We start from the raw sequence: 17,954 nt of genomic DNA, 5'->3' as shown, positions 1-17,954 counted from the left end.
CATCAGCCAAGCAGCTCGGTCGCGCGCAGGATCTCGTCGATCTTGGCGGTCTCGGCTTCGTTGAGGGGAGCACGCGGACGCGGCATGAAGGCAGTGTCGATGATGCCAAGCCGCTTCATGGCGGTCTTGAAGGCGCCGATGCCCGAGGCGCCGCCGCTGACACGGCCCTGCGCGATCCAGACGATTTCGAAGAGCCGGCAAAGACGTTCCTGCTCCTTCTTCGCGAGAGCCCAGTCGCCACGCTGCGCCGCATCCCAAAGGCGGACATAACCGTGCGGGTCGACATTGGCGATGCCGGGAACGACGCCGTGGGCCCCCATCAGCAGCGCGGTATCAACAACGATTTCCGAGCCTGTCATCAGGAAAATGTCCTTGTGCGCGGCGAGATCCAGAAGCGCATAGCGGAAATTGCCGTCGTCGCCGCTTGAATCCTTCAAGCCGATGATCGTGCCTTCCTTGGCGAGCGTCACCGTCGTTTGGCGTTGCAGCTTGACGTTGACGCAGACGGGAATGTCATAGGCGATGAGCGGCACATCGACGGCGTCGCGGATATAGCGGAAGTGGTCGAGGATCTCGGACTGGCTGGTAACGGTGTAGAAAGGCGCTGTTACGACAACGGCGTCGGCGCCCGCTGCCTTTGCGATCTTCGCATGCGAAATGACCCGATCGGTCGTCGGATCGATGGTGCCGACGATGAGCGGCACGCGGCCGTTTACTACCTTCGCCGAATGTTCGATGATCTCGCGCCGCGTCTTGTCGTCGTAAAAGACCACCTCGCTCGTCGAACCGAGCACGAAGACCCCGTGGCAGCCGGCGCCGATCAGGTGCTCCAGAACGCGCGTATAGGAGGGATAGTCGACGGTGAAATCCGGGTTCAGCGGCGTTACGACAGGAGGAACCACACCCTTGAATTTGCTCATTTTCGCTTTCTTTCGATTGTCAGTTTAATTCGGCGCGAGGATCGAAGGCGTCCCTCAGGCCATCGCCAATGAAATTGATCGCAAGCACGGCAAGGACCAGCGCCCCACCGGGGAAGAGCCATTGCCATGGATATTGTTCGAGAACTGCGGTGGAGCGGGCGGCATTCAACATGTTGCCCCAGCTTGCAGCCGGCGGCGCAATGCCGAGCCCGAGGAAGGAGAGGCCGGCCTCGAGAAGAATGGCATTGGCGATCTGCAGCGTCGCATAGACCATCAGGATATCGATCGAGTTCGGCAGGCCATGACGGAAGAGCAGGTGCGGCAGGCCGGCACCCATGCCGCGCGCCGCCAGGACGAAATCGCGTTCGCGAAGTTCCAGCAGTCGCGAGCGGATCATGCGGGCAAGCAGCGGCCAGGAGAGCAGCGAGATCACCAGCACCGTCGGCCAGATGCCGGTACCGGCAATCGAGGCGAGCACGAGCAGGAAGATGACGGGCGGCAGCGTCATTACCAGGTCGACGAAGCGCATCGAAAGCGCATCAGCCCAACGGCCGGCCAGGGCGGAGACGGCGCCGAAGAGGAAACCGATCATCGCAGAGATCGCAGTCGAGGCGACGGCGACCAGAAGCGAGATGCGGCCGCCCTCCAGAACCCGGGCAAAGACATCGCGGCCAACGCCGTCCGTGCCGAACCAATGCGTCGCGGTCGGGCCGCTGTTCATCGCCAGAAGATCGATGTCGTTCGGCAGGAAAGGCCACCAGAGCGGATAGGAGAGGATGATCGCCAGCATCGGGATTGCGACGCATAGCCCGAAGACGGCTGCCCGGTTGAGAAGGAAGCGGTCAAAGGCGCGGGCGAGAGGTCCGGGGCTGCGGGTTGCGGTGCGGGCCAGCATGGATTAGCCCACCGTGATGCGCGGATCGATGACCGCATAGGCGATATCGGTCAGCAGATTGACGATGATGACGCAGGTGCCGATGACGAGTGTCGCACCCATAATGACGGGATAGTCGCGCGTCTCCACGGCATCGACGAGCAGCAGGCCCATGCCCGGCCAGTTGAAGACGCTTTCAATGAAGATCGCCCCGCCAATCGCAAGGCCGATGGTCGAACCGATCAGCGTGACGACGGGAAGCAGCGCGTTTCTGAGAGCATGCTTGGTGATGACCCAGAATTCGACGACGCCTTTGGCGCGGGCGGTGCGCACGTAATCCTGGTTGAGGACTTCGAGCATCGAGGCGCGCATGTAGCGCATGATCAAGGCAGCCTGGGCGATGGCGAGCAATGCTGCAGGCAGGATCAGATGCCGCAGGAGATCGAGGACGGAGAACTCCTCGCCCGGCGTTAGCATGCCGCCCGATGGCGTCCAGTTCAGCCGGACGGAAAAAATGTAAAGACCGATCAGCGCGCTCAGAAAGGCCGGGCTGGAAATGCCGGCAAGTGCGAAGACCGAAAAGGAAATGTCGGCGACGGAATTGCGGCGCACGGCGCTGATGACGCCGATCGCAATCCCGGCGACGATCGAGATTACCAGCGCGGTGCCCATTAGGAGCACCGTCGGGCCGATGCGCGAAAGCACGAGGGTCAGGACCGGCTGGTCCAGCCGCTTGATCGAATAGCCGAGATTGCCCGCCAGCGCCTGCTGCAGCCATGCGAGATACTGAACCGGCAAAGGCTGGTCGAGCCCGAGCCGGCTGCGCAATTCAGCAAGATCAGACGACGACATTGGGATGTTGGGATCGATATAGGCATCGATCGGATCGCCGGGGGCAAGGCGCAGCAACAGGAAGATCAGCGCGCTCAAGGCAAGAAGCATGCCCATCCCGATGATCACGCGCCGGAGGCTGTATCTGAGCATTGGAAATCCATTCCGTGAGGGTGGCCGAAGCCACCCTCGATAGTTCAAGAAGAGCGCCTTATTCGGCGATCGACCACTGCTGCGGATTGGCCTGATATGGCCCGCCGCCTGGAGCCGGCGTCCAGACGAAATCCTTGACCTTGGTCGACACCACGCCGTAGCGGTTCGCGACCCAGAGTGTTCCCCAGGGCAACTCGGTGTTCATCACCTTGCAGACCTGCTGATAGCGGGCATCGCGCTTGCTGCTGTCGGTCTCGGCAAGGGCAGCATCGAGCGCTGAGGTCAGATCCGGCATGCGGGCGCGCACGACGTTCGGGCCTGCTGGCGGTATCTGCTTTTCGTTGAGGCCAGGATTGATGCTGCCGGCATCCGGGCCGTTTTGCAGGCCGGCATAGACCATCTGGAACTGCGAGATGTCGGCATCTGCCTTCAGCACGATGCTGTTGTAGGTCGGCGCATCGACGGCGCGCGGCACGACATTGATGCCGACCTGGGCGAGCATCGCCTGCACGGCCGCGAGCACGTTGGTCGCAAGCGGCGTCGTGTAGTAGGTCAAAAGCGTGATCGGCTTGGCGCCGTTGATCTGATCCCAGCCGGCTTCCTTCAGCAGTTCCTTTGCCTTTTGCGGATCGTAGGCGTAGGCTTCGATATCCTTCGGCACCAGCCGATCGGCGATATAGGCGCAATTGGCCGGCGTCGCAGCGCCGCTGTAAAGGCTCTTGATGATGGCGTCGCGATTGATGGCATACATCACCGCCTGACGGACGCGCACATCCTTCCAGATCGGCGAATCGTGGTTGAAGCCCAGATAGTTGACGACGAAGGAGTTGCCTTCGATGACTTTGAAGGACTTGTCGTCCTTGAAGGTCGGCACGTCGTTGGAATCGACATAGGTGAACTGGATTTCACCGGACCGGAGGGCGGCGATCGCTGCCGCCGGATCGGCGAAATATCGATTGATCACCTTTTCCAGCGCCGGCTTGCCGCCGCGATAATCGATGTTGGCAGCGAGCTCGACATATTGATCGGTGACGTATTTGGTGAACTTGAACGGGCCAGTACCGATCGGCGTCGTCGACCACCAGGTGCTCTTTGCAAGCTGGTCGGCGGGGGTGGAGGCGAGCGCGTGCTCGGGCAGCATCATCACCTTGGTCATCGTATCCAGGATACTGGCGCTCGGTGCGCTCAGCTTGACGACGAGCGTACGGTCATCGGGTGCCTCGACCGCGGAAACCGGCTTGAGGCGCGCGGCAAGCACCGAGCCCGTCTTGGCATTTGTGGCCAGTTCAATGGTGAATTTCGCATCCTTCGCCGTGAAGGACTTGCCGTCATGCCACTTCGCATCCGCGAGCTTGAAGGTGTAGGTCTTCTGGTCCTCGCTGACCTCATAAGACGAGGCAAGCACGCCGACGACCTTCTGCAGCTTCTCGTCATAGGCGACGAGCGGCTCATAATAGATGCTGAGCCAGGTGAAGCCGGCGGTCGCGGCCAGCGGATTGAAATTGCCCTGAAAGCCGCCGGGGCCGACGTCGAAGCCGCCGGAAAGCGTTGCCGCTTCAGCCGGCGTCGTGAAGGCTGGAATGGCGGTCGTCGCCATCATAGCGGTAAGTGCGATGGCCGATAATCTGGACAGTCGTTTCATTGTGTTCCTCCCACATTTGAACTTGTCTTGTTATTTGCGATCACCCGGGAGATGCCGGCATAATGGCGATCCAGGCGTATGCGCGCTTCCTCCAGGTTCTTCGCTTCCACTGCATCGACGATCGCCTCGTGGTCCCTCCAGGTGGCCATGGGATCGACATTGTCGAGATTGACGAAGTCGGACGCCTTGTAAAAAGCCAGCCAGAAAACATCGATCAGCCGTACGAGCGTCTCGTTGTTCTGGCAGCGGAAAAGCAGGCGGTGGAAAAGCTGGTCGTCTTCGGCGAAGGATTCGCCGCGCTCGGCATGGAGGCGCATCCTGTTTGCCGTGGCACGCAGCTCGGCGATATCCTCATCGCTGATCATCTCCAGCGTCTTGCCGATGAGGCCGACTTCGAGCGTGCGGCGGATCTCGAGGACTTCCTCGATCTGGCGAAGCGCGCCGCCGAGGCCGTAAGCCAGATTGTCGAGCAGCGGCTCGAAGGAGAAGGCCTTGACGAAGATGCCGACACCGCGCCGCGATTCCAGAACGCCAAGCGACTCCAGTGCCTTGATGCCCTCGCGTAACGAATTGCGGCTGACGCCGAGTTGGCTTGCAAGCTCTCCCTCGGCCGGTAGCAGAGTTCCGGGAGCAAGGCCGTTGTCGGCGATATAGGCGCGAAGGCTCTCTTGCACCGAGACGTGCAGCAAAGGCGCCCGCGTCAGAGGCTTCATCGTCTTAAGCGTCATGCCGTTCTCGTCCATGCATGAGTTCAGAATATGATAGACATATCCACTTGTAGGATATCTGTCAACTGGACATAGAGTGTATGCACGCCTTGAGTAAAAGAGGCATCGGTTGCATCCAGTGTGGTTGAAATCGTTCGTAGAGCCCGGCGTGACCGTTCGCGCGATCTGCCGATTATTCCGCCGAAAATCTTAAGGCAAGATCATGATTTTTGGGGAGAGCCATAAAGTTGAACTTAACCTATATAAATAATAGCTATTTATTGTGCGTTCATGCTTTCGGCGCTATTTGCATGGATAAAAGAAAGCAGCGCGCAGATCTGCGGGACGATCGAAAATGCTGACCAAAAAGGGAAAGTACGGATTGAAGGCACTGGTTGATCTGGCGCGTCTGGCGCCGGGAGAAACCGCCTTCATCAACGATGTCGCCGCACGCAACAATATCCCGAAAAAGTTCCTCGATACGATCCTTCTGGAGCTGCGAAATGTCGGCATTCTTCGCTCCAAGAAGGGGCCGGGCGGCGGCTATTCGCTGTCGCGGCCGGCGTCGGAGATCCGCATCGGCCATGTCATCCGCACGCTTGACGGGCCGCTCGCTCCCATTCGCTGCGCAAGCCGCACCGCTTATGAAGCCTGCGACGACTGTTCGGATCCGGAAACCTGTCATGTGCGCCGCTCGATGACCGAAGTGCGGGATGCGATCGCCGATATCCTCGACAACATGACGCTCGAGCAATTCGTCGCGAAGGGCGGCAAGCTTAGCGGTGGAGACGACGAGACGTCGCCGGTTTTCGCGGCAGGCTGATCTAGCGATCCTTACGCAGATGATGGGCGGCGCGCTGATGAAGAACATCGGCGGATGTTCTCAGCGCGCGGATGCGGGCGTTCCGCCAATGCCGGTCGAGATTGAGGCCGATACTCGCGGTGTTTTCCCCCATTAGTTCAAAAATCAGGTTCGAGGCATCGATTGCCACCTTACTTGCGACGGCGCGCGCCGCAGTAGCGGAGAAATAGGCATCTTCGGCCGCCGGGCCGCTCATATTGATCTGCGCGATGTCGAGCTTGCGGCCCGCCCTTTCCAGAAGCGCGGCTACCGTCTCTATGCCGATCGCGAGCTTGCCAACGTCGTTTGCCTGTGCTGCGCCGGCATCGGCGGAAAGAACCGCACGCGCGATCCCGAGATCGACGGCGGCATGCAGCAATTCGCCGATCGCCGATGGCGCGTGCGCGACAAGCGCGACTGCATCCGCGTTGACATGCAAGTCGCTGACCACGATGGCGGCTGTGCCGTTGGTGCGCTGGCCAAGGCCGTCCCAATCATCGACAAGTTGAAGGCCTTCGCTGTCGGAGGGGAGGTAAAGCGCGGTCTGATCATGTCCGACCGCGATCCAATCGGCAAAGAGCACCGCCGGCGAAGACCTGCTGCGGCCATTCAGTCGATACCCGAGACCGCGGGGACTGACTGCGGCAGCATCCACAAAAGTGGCCGCGGCAAAACGATCGCCGGCAAGTACTCGCGCAAAGAGGGCGCGCTGCAGCTCTTCGCCAGCCTGCTGCCGAAGTCCGTCGAGGACTGTAAAATGGACTTCGAGAAACTCGCCGATCGAAGGATCGCCCTCAGCGATGATCGCAACGATTTCGGCGAGCAGCGAATTGGTAACGTCCAGTCCTTCATATTCGGGCGGAACGGTGATCGCGCCAAGGCCGGATTGCGAGAGGGCGTCGATTTCCTGATAGGGTAGGATGCGATTGATGTCGCGCTCGCTCGACTGCCGCTGAAAGGCGGCGGCAAGGGTGCGCGCTGTGCTGATCGCCTCTTCCTCGCTTCCGATGCGCTGTGCGACCGGTCGCGCCGGGTCGTGAAATTGCGATACGGTTCCCATCGATCGTACTCTTGTTCGGTGATGATAGGAGTGATGGATCACCACCGGGATGATAAGGCCGCTTTTTCTACAAAGTCGGTGTGGTTTGAATTTTCTTACCAGCTTGATAGAGATGGCCATGCTTGACCATCCCACAAACCTTTCAATTCTCAACCGCGCAGCTTTCAGTCAGGCACAGGATTGATTATGGCTCATCCATTGAAGATGACCAAGAGGTTCCCATGATGCTATCGCCCGCCCGGCAACGCCTTCAGCTCGATCCCGGCGACAGGCCGATCTATGCAGTCGGCGACATCCATGGGCGGCATGATCTGCTGCAGATGGCCGAATATACGATCGTGCGGGATGCAGCACGCCTGCCCGGGCGCAAGCTCATCATCATGCTTGGCGATTACATCGACCGCGGCCCGTCATCTGCGCAGGTGATCTCGCATCTGATGGGGCCGGTGCCGGAAGGTTTCGACCGCATCTGCCTGACCGGCAACCACGAAATCATGATGCTCGACTATATCGACGGGAAGATTTCGTTTTCCGAATGGATGCGCATGGGCGCCGATTCGCTGCTACGCTCATATGGTCTCGACGCCGAGCATCTGCCGCTCATCTTTCCGACGGCTTCCAAGCTTGACGGCTTCATCCGCCAATCGCTGCCGCGCCAGCATATCGATTTCATGCGGGCGCTGCCGATCCTCGTCGATACGCCGGACGTTTTGTTCGTCCATGCCGGGATCGACCCAAATTTTACGATCGAGAAGCAGAGCGACGAGGACCTCGTCTTCATCCGCGAGCGGTTCCTCGACAGCGGCATCGCGCTGCCGAAGCTTGTCGTTCATGGCCATACGCCCTGCAGCGAGCCGGACGTCCAACCGCGGCGGCTCAATCTGGACACGCGGGCCTTCAAGAGCGGGAGGCTGACCGTCGCCCGCCTGTGGCGGGGTCGGGTTCACCTCTTCTCCACCTGATCAGGCTTCGGCAGACTGCCGCTTTGGGGGAATTTCCTCCGTGTAGTAGCTGACATATTTGTGGTGGTAGCGTTCCGTTCCGCCGAAGTTGCTGAATTTGGCGAGCTCGGACATATCCGTCTTGTTGAGGATGACGCCGAGGATCTTCTGCTTGATCTGCGGTTCGGCATTCACGATATCGCGGACCATGTTGGTCGGCGTCTGGCCCCATTCCGTCACGAACAGGAAGCCATCGACCTGGGGCGCGAAGGCCTTCGCGTCGATGACCGGGCCGAGCGGTGCAAGGTCGACGACGATGTAGTCGAACATCTTGCGGGCATTTTCCATCAAATTGAACATGCCCTGCGAGGCAAGAAGCTCGCTGGTGTGCATCAGGTTGTCGTTCGAAACGACCGGCAGGATCGCAAGCTTGGTGCGGCTGTCGACCCTGACTGCGCTTGCCCACGGTACGTCGCCGAGCACCGCTTCGACCAGACCATGCTGCGGCGGGGTCTTGAGCATGCGCGTAAGCCCCGGGTTGCGAAGGTCGGCGTCGATCAGCAACGTGCGCTTGCCGCTGGAGGCAAGCAGTGCTGCGAAGTTCGCGGCGGTCGTCGACTTGCCTTCGCCGGGAAGGGCGGAGACGACGCCGATGACGCGGTCGCTCTTGCCCTGGAACATGACGTCGCTTGCAAGCTTGGCGTTGCGTAGCGTTTCGGCAAAGACCGAGCGGGGCGCTTCGAGAACGATACGCATGATGCGCTCGAAACTCGCGCCGTCTTCCGGCACTTCTGGGGACGGGGGTAGCGGGGTCTTGCGCGGCTGGAAGACCTTGCGCTCCTTCGGCAATTTGCCGACCAGCGGCAGATAGCCGAGGAACTTCAGGCCCAGGATAGAGCGAACGTCACCCTCGACGCGGAAGAAGCGCTCGCGGAATTCCTGGAATGCCGTCAACGCGCCGCCAGCCATCAGGCCGAGGACGATCGCCAGACCGAGCGTCATCGTCTTCTTGGGGCTCGACGGTGACGTCGGGATACCGGCTTCGGAAATCACACGCGCCTTGGCGATCGGGAAGGACTGTTGCTGTGCTGCCTCCTCGTAACGGCCGAGATAGGCTTCATAAAGCGTCTTCAGCGCGGTTGCCCGCTGTTCGAGATCGTTGAGCTTGACGATCGACTTGTCGGATTCGGAGTTCTTTCCGGTCAGATGCCGGATGTTTTCCTGCAGCGACTCCTGACGCGATTTCGCGACCTCGAACTCGTTGCGGTAGCTGGAGGTAAGCTGCTGGAGTTCTTGGAAGATCTGACGCGTCAGGTCTTCCTTTTCCGTGCGGAGCTGCACCGCCTGCGGATGGTCCGCACCGAAATTGGTGGTGATCTCCTGCTCGCGGCGGGTAACCCCGATATAACGTGTGCGCAGGTCCTGGATCACCGAATTGTCGGTCTGGCCGGAGGAAATTGCGGCGTTGTTGACCGCACCTTCCGGACCCTGATCGACAATCGACTTGAACTGGTTGTAACGGGCCGAGGCGCTGGCCGCATCAGCCTGCGCGACGATGAGCTGCTTGTTGAGGTCGGCAAGCTGCTGCTCGGACATCAGTTCGCCGTTCGCCGACGTCAGGCCGTTTTCGGTCTTGAACTTTGCGACTTCGAGCGCAGCCTGCTGCGAACGGTCGCGCAGGTCGGCAAGACGTTCCTGCAACCAGACGGAGGCGCGTTCGGTTGCGTCGAACTTCGCGTTGAGCTGGTCGTTCAGATAGGCGTCGGCATAGGCCTTCGTGACCCTTGCCGCCAGCATCTTGTCCGTCGAGCGGAAGGCGACGGCGATCACAGAACTGCGGGAAACGCGTTCCACGGACAGCGCCTGCTGCAGCATGGCCGCAGCCTTTTGACGGCGGCCATTGCGGACATTCTCCTCCGAGACCGGCGGGCCGCCTGGTGTCAGGGCGCTGGCAATGAGTTTCACGCCGGATTTCACCAGTTCGACGGCCCCCTGGCCGGGATCGAGGATGGTATCGTTCTCGGAGAGGTTTTGAGCATCGACGACGCTCAGTGCCAACTCGTTCGACTTCAGAATCTCGACGGCGCTCGCGATCTGCATATCCACCTGCTGGGAACTGGCGGCAGGCGCCTCATCCTCGGCATATTTGGTCATGCTGTCATCGAGCAGGATCTGCGTCATCGATGTGTAGACGGGTGTCGAAAGTATCAAATAGATGGCAGCAAGCGCCACGAACGCGACGACGCAAAGCGCGATCGAACCGGCGCGGCGAAACAGGATCGCAATCAGCCGATCGATATCGATGAAGCTGTCGGAATCGTCGGACGCTTTCGGTACCGTGCTGTGCAGGGTCAGGTTTCGTTGGTTCATGAGGTCATCCTTTGGGCGAGCGCGGCGCGCCGCCGAACGTTGGAATGTCTGTCTTGAGGCCGGCGCGATTGCGCAATGCCGCGGCCAATCTGTTGATGCGGACAGCGATCGGCATCTTGAGGTGGCGCAGCGCAATCGGATCGCTCCATGCCGCCTTGATCGTGCCGGAGATCGATCTGTTTTTCATGCTGTCGACAAGGAGAAGGAACGATCTCGCCTGTCGCAGGCTGCGTGTCCGGAATTTCTGCGCAGAGGAGGCCTCCACATCGAGCGTATGCTTGCCAAGGAAGACCCTGTCTCCCTCCATCATCGCTTCGATATGCCGGAGTTCCAGCACCCGGGAGATGGAACCCTCGCGGATATTGTAGTCATAGCCGGCAACGGGCTCGACCACGCAGCGCGCGCCAAGCGCCAGTGCGGAGGCGAGGAATTGATAGTCCTCGCCGATCCGCAGATTTTCGTCGAAGCGCAGTGCGTGCCGCTCGATGAAGGCTCGTTCGAAAACAGGCTTGAGATAACCAAAATTATGCGTCGTCTGGAAGAGCGCATTGGAGCGAATGAAATCGGCCAGCGTCAGTTCCGGCATGGCTGCCAGCGCGCTCTCGGAAAACATGGTTTCCGGCGGCGTGCCATCGGCGCGGATCACCCGCAGATTGTCGACCGCGATCTGCGCCCCAGCTTTCTCGGCGCGGGCAATCAGCCTGGCCAGCCGCCCCGGTTCGATCGCATCGTCGGAATCGAGTACGGCAAGCCACCGGCCCGTTGCCGCGGCAATGGCTGCGTTGCGCGCTGCGGCCGGTCCGCCGTTCGTTTCGAGCGCGAGCAGACGGACATTCCTGTCCGGATAGCTGCTGGCCACCTCGCGCGTGTCATCGCCCGAGCAATCGTCTGCAACAATGACCTCGACGGTCACGCCGGTCTGCGCCAGCGCGCTTTCGATCGCCTTCGAAAGCGTTTCGGCTGCGTTATATGCAGCCATGATGAAGCTGATGTCCGGCAGCTCTTTCGTCATGCCGTCCCCTCTGCTGCGCCATATTGGCGAATCTCGCGCACGCCGAGCAGGCCGCTGACGACGCCGAGATGCATCGTGCCGCGAAGTGCATAGCGATAGCGTGGAACGGGCACCAGGATGCAGACGAGCGCCACGCCCAGGCAATAAACGGCCTTTGCGGTGGCAAGTCCGATCTGTTTCAGGCGGTTAAGACCCCTATGCCTCTCCTGCAATAGACGTCCATGCGTCTGGCCGAAACGGAAACGGCGTTTTGCGAGCCATGAAAGCTCCGCCCGTTTTTCCGGCACCGCCTCATAGACATGCGCTTCGGGAGCATAGGCGATGCGTCCTCCGTCCCGGTGCATATGGCTGAAGAATTCGGTGTCTTCGCCGCCCGTCTTTCCAAGCGCCAGGTTGAAGCGGCGGCCCTTCACATGTTCGGAGCCGAGACGGAGCAGCACGTTGCAGGTGTAGCCCGTGCGGATTTCCTCGCCCACCCAGACCGGCAGCGTCGAATGAAAATCACCTTCGCGCATCCAGGCAGGAGCGGTCGATGCATAGACGCTGCGGACCGGGCCGAGGATCGCATCGGCGCCGGTCTTTTTCGCCGCATTCAGCAGCTCCACCAGCCAGTTTTCCGAGGCATCCTCGTCGTCGTCGATGAAGGCCAGGAAATCGCCCTTGGCATTTTCGAGGCAGGCGTTGCGGGCAATCGAGATGTTCGATGCCGGGCAGTGCACATAGGCGATCTCGTGCGGGATCGTCGAGCGGAGCGCGTCGACGCGTTCCTGCGCGCTCGCCGTCACATCGTTGTCGGCAACGATGATGCGCAGGGTGACGTTTTCAGGAACCGCAAGCACGCCAAGCGAAAGCAGCGCCTCGTCCAACGAGGCGCGGCGATAGGTGCAAACGCCGATATCGATCTGCATGCGTTGGTCCTTCATCAAGACGCCTTGCGGTTGCGGAAGCTCAGGAGCTCCATCCAGAAACCGGCCGACCAGGCGAAATGCATCACCATGGCCGAGAGTGCGGCAAGCGGCCCGTATGGATTGCGCTGGCCGACCGCCATCCAGAAACCGTAGCCGACGCAGGCGACGGCCCAGAGGCTGAACGGAATGACCGCAATCCAGCTCAGCACGGCCAGAAACGCGCCGATAAAGACCGGAACCACCGCGAGCGGCAGCATCTGGCGAAGGTTCGGCATGCTGCCGTGCTTCAGAATGTTCTTCGCACGGCCCCGGCCATAGCCGAGATATTGCCGGAAAAGCGTTCCAACGGTTGATCTTGGATAATAGATCATCCGTGTCTTGTCGGTCATCCAGATGCCAAAGCCCGCCTTTTTCAGACGGTAATCCAATTCCGCGTCCTCATTATGACTGAATGTTTCATCGTAGCCGCCGACGGTCTCGAAGGCTGCGACGCGCATCAGCGCATGGTGGCCGTGATCGGTCCAATGGCCCTTGGCTCCCTCGCGATGCTTCGAGCCGCCGTTGCCGAGTTTGGAGTTCTGCGCGAAAGCGGTGGCCTTCTGGAAAATGCCGAATCCGATCGTCTCCATGGCGACGACGACCGAATCCGCCTGAGTAAGCTCGGCCTCTTCGACGAGCCGCTGGCAGTAGTCCGCCGGATAGTCGCCGTGGGCGTCGATCCGGATCAGGTATTCGTAATCGCGGCCGAAGGTCGTGACCGCGAGATTGATGGCTGCGCTCTGGATGCGGCGGGGATTGTCGAGAAGGATGACGCGCGGGTCGGTTTGGCTGATACGGCCGACGATCTCACGCGTGCCGTCGGTGCTTCCGCCGTCTGCGACGACGATGCGGGCGTTCAACTGATCAAGCGCCGGGCCGAGTTTTTCGATCAAGGGTTTGATGTGCTTTGCCTCGTTCAGGCAAGGAATGATGATGAGGCTGGCGACGCTGGAACAAACGTCAGTCTTCATTGCAGTCGACCCTTCTGGAACTGCGGTTGCGGGGTTAGAGGCATCGGCCGTCTGCGCTTCGGCGGCGGACGGTACAAGGCGGGACAGATTGTCGACCAAGGCGCGGCAATCGCTGCTGTCGGCGAGCCAGCTCTTCCGATCCTCGGCGGCGACTGCCGCAGCGAGTGTGCCGTAACGTTCACCGGTGAGGTCCTCGAAAAGTGCTTCGAGGCTTTCGACAGAGGCGTCGTGCAGCGTCAGGCCGATATCCTTGCGGGAGAGGAAGCGAGCCGTCTCGGTGCCCGCAAGCGCAATGGGGACGCTGCCATGGAGGCAACCTTCATAGATCCGGTTGGGAAGCAGCCAGCTGGAATTGAGGCCCTCCTCGAAGAAGTCGATCGCCCAGGAGAAGTGGACGTCGCTGTAGATCGCCGGCAGGTCTTCCGGGTTCTTATACGGCCCCTCGAAGCTCAGGTAGGGTTCATTGGCGACGAAGGCGTCGAAATCCTCGAATTCGGAATAGGCCGGCCGGCCGCGCAGCACGATGCGGACACGGCCGTTCATCCGGCTGGAGAAATCGGCAAGCAGTTGCAACGACTTGCGGCAGCGGAGCGCACCGAACCAGCCAATCTTCCAGGGCTCGCCCTCGTTCGGCGGCACGCGGAGCGGGGTTGCTTCCGGCATGCCGTTCAGCGCGAGCACCTTGTTCTCGACAAGCATGATAGGCGCCTTGAGAGCCGAGCGCGGAACGAAGTAGTTCGCGATGAAGGCGGGCGAACTCGTCAGGATCAGTTTCGCATCTCGCCCGAAATAGGCTTCGGCACGGCGCACAGCCCTGCCGGCTATGCCGTCATTCACGAGAAGGCGATGGATATCGAGGCATTCGTAGACGATCGGCACGCCGCCGAAGAGGTGGCTGGCTCGTTCGGCGACTGCCAGCGCTTCCAGATTGCGCCCGATGATCACGTCCGGCCGTTCGACACCGTTCAGCAGGCCCCGCAGGCCGGCGACCGCCTTTGCGACAGCGCCCATGCGCTGGCCGAATTTGGCATCGACGGTCCGGCCAAGTTCGATCGGCGTGAGACCGTTGACGGCGGCAAGCGCGTTCTCGCCGCGCCGGAAGCCGGAAAGCGTCACCGAGGCCCCGCCTTCTGTCAACATCAGCACGCGGCGCCGCACGGCAGGATCGGCCAGATCATGCGCCAGATAGAGGACTTTGAGCATCAATACTCCTTGCGCTATCCCGGATGTCACCGGAGTCCGTTTCGGGTGTGCTGTGCAATGTTTCGGCGGTTTCAGAAGGCTTAGTTGAGCGTGCAGGTGATCGAACCCTGGAACTGGCATTTGTCACCCGGCGCCGTGTAGGCCACCCGATCGATTTCCATCGTCGTGGGTTGGGTGTAGGCGAATTTGCCCATCCAGTCCGAAAGTTTGTCCGTTCCCCAGAGGCTGAAGAAGATCTTCTGCGGGTTCTGGGGAATCTTGGACGGGTCGGTGACGTCCTGGACAAGCTTGCCGTTCAGGTAATAGCGAAGCCTGCCCGACTCCCAGACGAATGCATAGTCATTGAAGCCCTGATCGGCGCCTTGGCCGACGGGCACGAGCTTTTCGTTACCGCCCTTGGCTTTGATGTATTGGTTCACCTGGACAGTCGACGTGTCTTTGCCGAGCACCTCGAAGTCGATTTCGTCATGCTGCTGCTTATCGGCAGGGCCGATATAGGTGAAGAAGGCGGAGTTCAGGCCCTTGCCGGTTGCAGACTTGATCCGCGCTTCATAGGTGCCGTAGCTGAAGCGTTTTTTCGTCTGGATCTCGCCACAGAGATAGTTGCGGTCCTTGGATTTACCCTCGGCGAAGGTCAGCTGCAGCATGCCGCCCTCAGCCTTCACCTGGTTCTTAGACCACGTGCAGTTCTGGTGGGCGCCGTTGTTCCAGCCGTCGGAAACGTACCAGACGCTGCGGTCGATCTTATCGAAATCATCGACGAAGGATTTGCCCTTTGCCTGCTGGGCATGGGCGGGGAGGGCGCCGAGGATAAGGGCGCCGATCGTCAAACTCTGGCAAAGCAGTCGCGCATGGGCGATTTTGGCCGTCATGTCTCACCTTTGCTGTGGAACGAATTCTGCCGGGACATCCCGGCGGGAAGCGGATTGAGAGCTCTTTTTGGTCCGGCCGCCGGTCAAAACGGCGTAGAGACGCGGTGCGTTGCTGCGGACAAAGCTGTTGGAAAGCGCAAGCACTGGAAAGAGCACCAGAAGCGAGCCGCAGAAGAAGAGCGGATAGAAGCCGATGCCCGTCTTTCCCCAAATCATGAAGAATAGGACGAGCAGCGGATAATGGGCGCAGAAGATCCAGAAGCTCAAGCTTCCGGTCTTTGCAAGACGCTGGCCGAGAGGGGTCTTGATCAGCGGTGCCGAGAGCATCCAGAAGCCGGCAGCCCCGCCGATTGCCAGTGCATTGCGGCATAGTTCCACCCAGTCCGGCATCGATGGGCCGGTCATGTAGATCGCGGTTGCAAGCAGCGCCGAAGCGGCAAGCAGCAGCGCCACGCCAAGTGGTGCAAAGCGGTCGAGCGCCTTGATGTCGATGTTGTAGAGGCTCGCATAGATGCCGAAAGCGAAGCTGAAGAGGATCGAGCGCTTGATCACGATATAGAGCGACATTTCCGGAATGAGCGCGAGCAGCAACAAAGTCGACAATGTCAGCAGGGGGATGCGCCGGATGAGCCAGGCGAGCAGCGGCGAAAGCAGGATGCAGACGAAGAGGTCGCGCAGGAAGTAAAGCGGGATGTTGGTGGGAAATTCCTCGGCCGCAAAGAGCTGACTGAGAAGGCCACGCACCGATGCGGTCCACGGGCTTACCACATAGCCGTCACCGATGCCGACGCTCAGCATCGCAAGCGCGGCGATGAAGAATGCCGTGTTCCAGATGAGAAACGGCAGGAAAACGGTCTGCGCTTTCGTGCGCACGGTTTTCACATAGTTGAAGCCCTCCGTCCCGCCACGAAACAGCAGGTAGCCGGAAATGGCGCTGAGGCAGGGAACCCCGACACGGAAGAGCGCTTCGCTCAGGAAGACCCGCAGCCAGTCGAAGAAACCGTAGTTTCCGTTGAACGGCGTATTGGCAGGGTCAAACGGTATATGGACGAACACGATGCCCGAAATGAGCACGATGCGCATCAGGTTGATCCGCGAGGATACGTTGGCGTCAACGTTCACGTTATCAGTCACCCCTATTGGGTCGCACCCCCCTTGCGACCGTTTCAACGAGAGCAGACTCGAGCCCGCAGACCAAAAGCTAGAGCGTTTTTGCGGAAGAAAATATGGCACTGCAGCAAAAATGATCGGCGATCCCGTTTTGGGACGGCTGATTCGAACGGCTCAGCGACGGCTCTTATCGGGCTTGGCTTTAAGAGAAGGAACTGAAACGCCGATGGGGCAATGTATATCGGAAAGTCATCATAAATTCAAATTGGGGGGCGATGAAAGCCGCCGCGACGGAAAAGTTTTGTCGTTTGGTGAAGGAGTCCATCGGTTTTCACGCGATGCCCGGTGCCTGAATGTGGCTGAAATGTGGCTGTCGCTCCCCAAATGGGTTTATTCGGCACATGGCTGTTTGACAACGCGCTGGTGGGCTTTGACAAATTTCGGCCTGAATGACCTACATCATTTCGCAGTGCAGCAACTTGCTCGGGTGCAGTCTCGACCCTATGTGCCCATCACCGGACTCTTCAGGAGAAAGAATGGCGACCTTCACGATCATCATCCCTTTTTATCAGCGCGAGGACGGCATTCTGCGCCGCGCGCTGGCCTCGGTCTTTGCCCAAAGCTTTCAGGACTTCGATGTGATCGTCGTCGATGACCAGTCGCCTTATCCCGCCGAAGACGAGCTAGAGCCGCTTGCCGAAGGCCAGCGATCGCGGATTGCGGTTGTGAAGCAGGCGAATGCGGGACCGGGCGGGGCGCGTAATACAGGCCTCGACAATGTTCCGGCGGCAACGCGCTTTGCAGCCTTCCTCGATTCAGACGACCTGTGGACGCCAAAACACCTGCAGAATGCCCATGATGCGCTGCAGACGTTCGATGCCGACTGCTATTGGGCGTCGATCCACGGAGGTGAGGAATTCGACTATCATTTCAGCATCGCCGATCTAGAGGCCAGTGAAAAGGCGGCGCGCCTTTCCGAGCACCCGCTGTTGCTCGAGATTCCCGACATTGCCGGCGTGATGCTCAAGAACTGGGCCTTTCTCCACATGTCGTGCATGGTCATCGGCCGGCCGCTGATCGACAAGGTCCGCTTCGACGCTGCGCTGCGGCTGGCGGCGGAGGACGTGCTGTTCTTTTGCGATTGCATGCTTGCGGCGCGGCGCGTGCTTCTTTGCGCGGAGGCGGGCGCCTTGCGCGGAGAGGGCATCAACATCTTCCACGGCGTGGACAACGATTCACCGCAGTTTCTCAAGCAGCAGTTCATCACCTGGATGGCGCTCGACCGGCTTGAAAGCCGTTTTTCGAAGCGTCCGCAGGAGATCGAGACCATCAAGGCCTACAAGAACCGGGCGCGCAAGCAGGCGCTCTGGAGCCAGGTGCGACTGGTGCGCCGGCGGCGTCTGCCGGACTTCCAAATGCTGGCCCGCTGGGCGTGGCGTGATCCGGCCCTGTTTGCGAGTGCTCTTCAGATCGCCGGCGGCAAGCTTTCGAAGTAGCGCT

The 17,954-nt window shown here is 60.4% G+C and carries 15 protein-coding genes and 1 pseudogene; 3 read left to right on the top strand and 13 right to left on the bottom strand.

Going from position 1 to position 17,954, the window contains the following annotated elements; translation table 11 throughout:
• Window positions 1-2: 2 nt before the first annotated feature.
• Genes QA644_RS14040 through QA644_RS14020 form a run of 5 tightly spaced genes read right to left on the bottom strand, consistent with a single transcriptional unit; the run spans window position 3 to window position 5,148 of the window.
• Window positions 3-920, bottom strand: a complete 918-nt coding sequence (locus QA644_RS14040) for a dihydrodipicolinate synthase family protein (RefSeq protein ID WP_074069355.1) — start codon at window positions 918-920, stop codon at window positions 3-5.
• A gap of 19 nt (window positions 921-939) precedes the next feature.
• Window positions 940-1,815 carry an ABC transporter permease gene (locus tag QA644_RS14035; protein ID WP_092586343.1) on the bottom strand — a complete coding sequence of 292 codons (876 nt, stop codon included), beginning with the start codon at window positions 1,813-1,815 and terminating at the stop codon, window positions 940-942.
• 3 nt (window positions 1,816-1,818) lie between these two features.
• Entirely contained in the window at window positions 1,819-2,778 is a 960-nt protein-coding gene (locus QA644_RS14030) for an ABC transporter permease (RefSeq protein WP_283069058.1), read from the bottom strand.
• A gap of 58 nt (window positions 2,779-2,836) precedes the next feature.
• Window positions 2,837-4,420 carry an ABC transporter substrate-binding protein gene (locus QA644_RS14025; protein ID WP_283069056.1) on the bottom strand — a complete coding sequence of 528 codons (1,584 nt, stop codon included), beginning with the start codon at window positions 4,418-4,420 and terminating at the stop codon, window positions 2,837-2,839.
• Window positions 4,417-5,148, bottom strand: a complete 732-nt coding sequence (locus QA644_RS14020) for a FadR/GntR family transcriptional regulator (RefSeq protein ID WP_039845753.1) — start codon at window positions 5,146-5,148, stop codon at window positions 4,417-4,419. The genes QA644_RS14025 and QA644_RS14020 overlap by 4 nt, the downstream gene beginning before the upstream one ends.
• Before the next feature lie 334 nt (window positions 5,149-5,482).
• Between QA644_RS14020 and QA644_RS14015 the strand changes: the two genes are divergently transcribed.
• The gene (locus QA644_RS14015) at window positions 5,483-5,950 is read left to right on the top strand and encodes an Rrf2 family transcriptional regulator (protein WP_283069054.1); all 468 of its coding nucleotides are present in this window, start codon (window positions 5,483-5,485) and stop codon (window positions 5,948-5,950) included.
• 1 nt (window position 5,951) lies between these two features.
• Here QA644_RS14015 and QA644_RS14010 read toward each other — a convergent pair whose 3' ends face one another.
• Entirely contained in the window at window positions 5,952-7,028 is a 1,077-nt protein-coding gene (locus QA644_RS14010) for an acyl-CoA dehydrogenase family protein (RefSeq protein ID WP_283069052.1), read from the bottom strand.
• Window positions 7,029-7,252: 224 nt separating this feature from the next.
• Between QA644_RS14010 and QA644_RS14005 the strand changes: the two genes are divergently transcribed.
• On the top strand, window positions 7,253-7,990 hold the full coding sequence (locus tag QA644_RS14005) for a metallophosphoesterase family protein (protein ID WP_028739916.1): 738 nt from the start codon (window positions 7,253-7,255) through the stop codon (window positions 7,988-7,990).
• On the opposite strand, the gene QA644_RS14000 is transcribed toward QA644_RS14005, so the two are convergent.
• The 7 genes and pseudogenes from QA644_RS14000 to QA644_RS13975 form a co-directional block, all read right to left on the bottom strand.
• A complete protein-coding gene (locus tag QA644_RS14000; protein WP_283069050.1) occupies window positions 7,991-10,339 on the bottom strand; it encodes a polysaccharide biosynthesis tyrosine autokinase in 2,349 nt (782 codons plus the stop codon).
• A 4-nt stretch (window positions 10,340-10,343) separates the two neighbouring features.
• Window positions 10,344-11,351, bottom strand: coding sequence for a glycosyltransferase family 2 protein (locus QA644_RS13995; RefSeq protein WP_283069049.1), 1,008 nt, complete (start codon window positions 11,349-11,351; stop codon window positions 10,344-10,346).
• Window positions 11,348-12,274 carry a glycosyltransferase gene (locus QA644_RS13990; protein WP_074069347.1) on the bottom strand — a complete coding sequence of 309 codons (927 nt, stop codon included), beginning with the start codon at window positions 12,272-12,274 and terminating at the stop codon, window positions 11,348-11,350. The genes QA644_RS13995 and QA644_RS13990 overlap by 4 nt, the downstream gene beginning before the upstream one ends.
• Window positions 12,274-13,269, bottom strand: a complete 996-nt coding sequence (locus tag QA644_RS13985; RefSeq protein ID WP_074070369.1) for a glycosyltransferase family 2 protein — start codon at window positions 13,267-13,269, stop codon at window positions 12,274-12,276. Before QA644_RS13985 ends, QA644_RS13990 begins: the two co-directional genes overlap by 1 nt.
• 60 nt (window positions 13,270-13,329) lie before the next feature.
• Window positions 13,330-14,472, bottom strand: a pseudogene (locus tag QA644_RS35170) (glycosyltransferase); the annotation flags it as partial.
• An 80-nt stretch (window positions 14,473-14,552) separates the two neighbouring features.
• Window positions 14,553-15,344 carry a glycoside hydrolase family 16 protein gene (locus tag QA644_RS13980; protein ID WP_283069048.1) on the bottom strand — a complete coding sequence of 264 codons (792 nt, stop codon included), beginning with the start codon at window positions 15,342-15,344 and terminating at the stop codon, window positions 14,553-14,555.
• Window positions 15,345-15,347: 3 nt separating this feature from the next.
• The gene (locus tag QA644_RS13975; protein ID WP_283069047.1) at window positions 15,348-16,466 is read right to left on the bottom strand and encodes an acyltransferase; all 1,119 of its coding nucleotides are present in this window, start codon (window positions 16,464-16,466) and stop codon (window positions 15,348-15,350) included.
• A 524-nt stretch (window positions 16,467-16,990) separates the two neighbouring features.
• On the opposite strand from QA644_RS13975, the gene QA644_RS13970 reads away from it, so the two are divergent.
• Window positions 16,991-17,950 (top strand): glycosyltransferase family 2 protein, encoded by a 960-nt coding sequence (locus tag QA644_RS13970; RefSeq protein ID WP_283069045.1) that lies wholly within the window; start codon window positions 16,991-16,993, stop codon window positions 17,948-17,950.
• Window positions 17,951-17,954: the final 4 nt, after the last annotated feature.

Source organism: Rhizobium sp. CC1099 (assembly GCF_029714385.1).
Lineage (GTDB): Bacteria > Pseudomonadota > Alphaproteobacteria > Rhizobiales > Rhizobiaceae > Rhizobium.
Note: the sequence above shows the minus strand (reverse complement) of the source record. Positions and strands in the feature narration are given on the sequence as shown.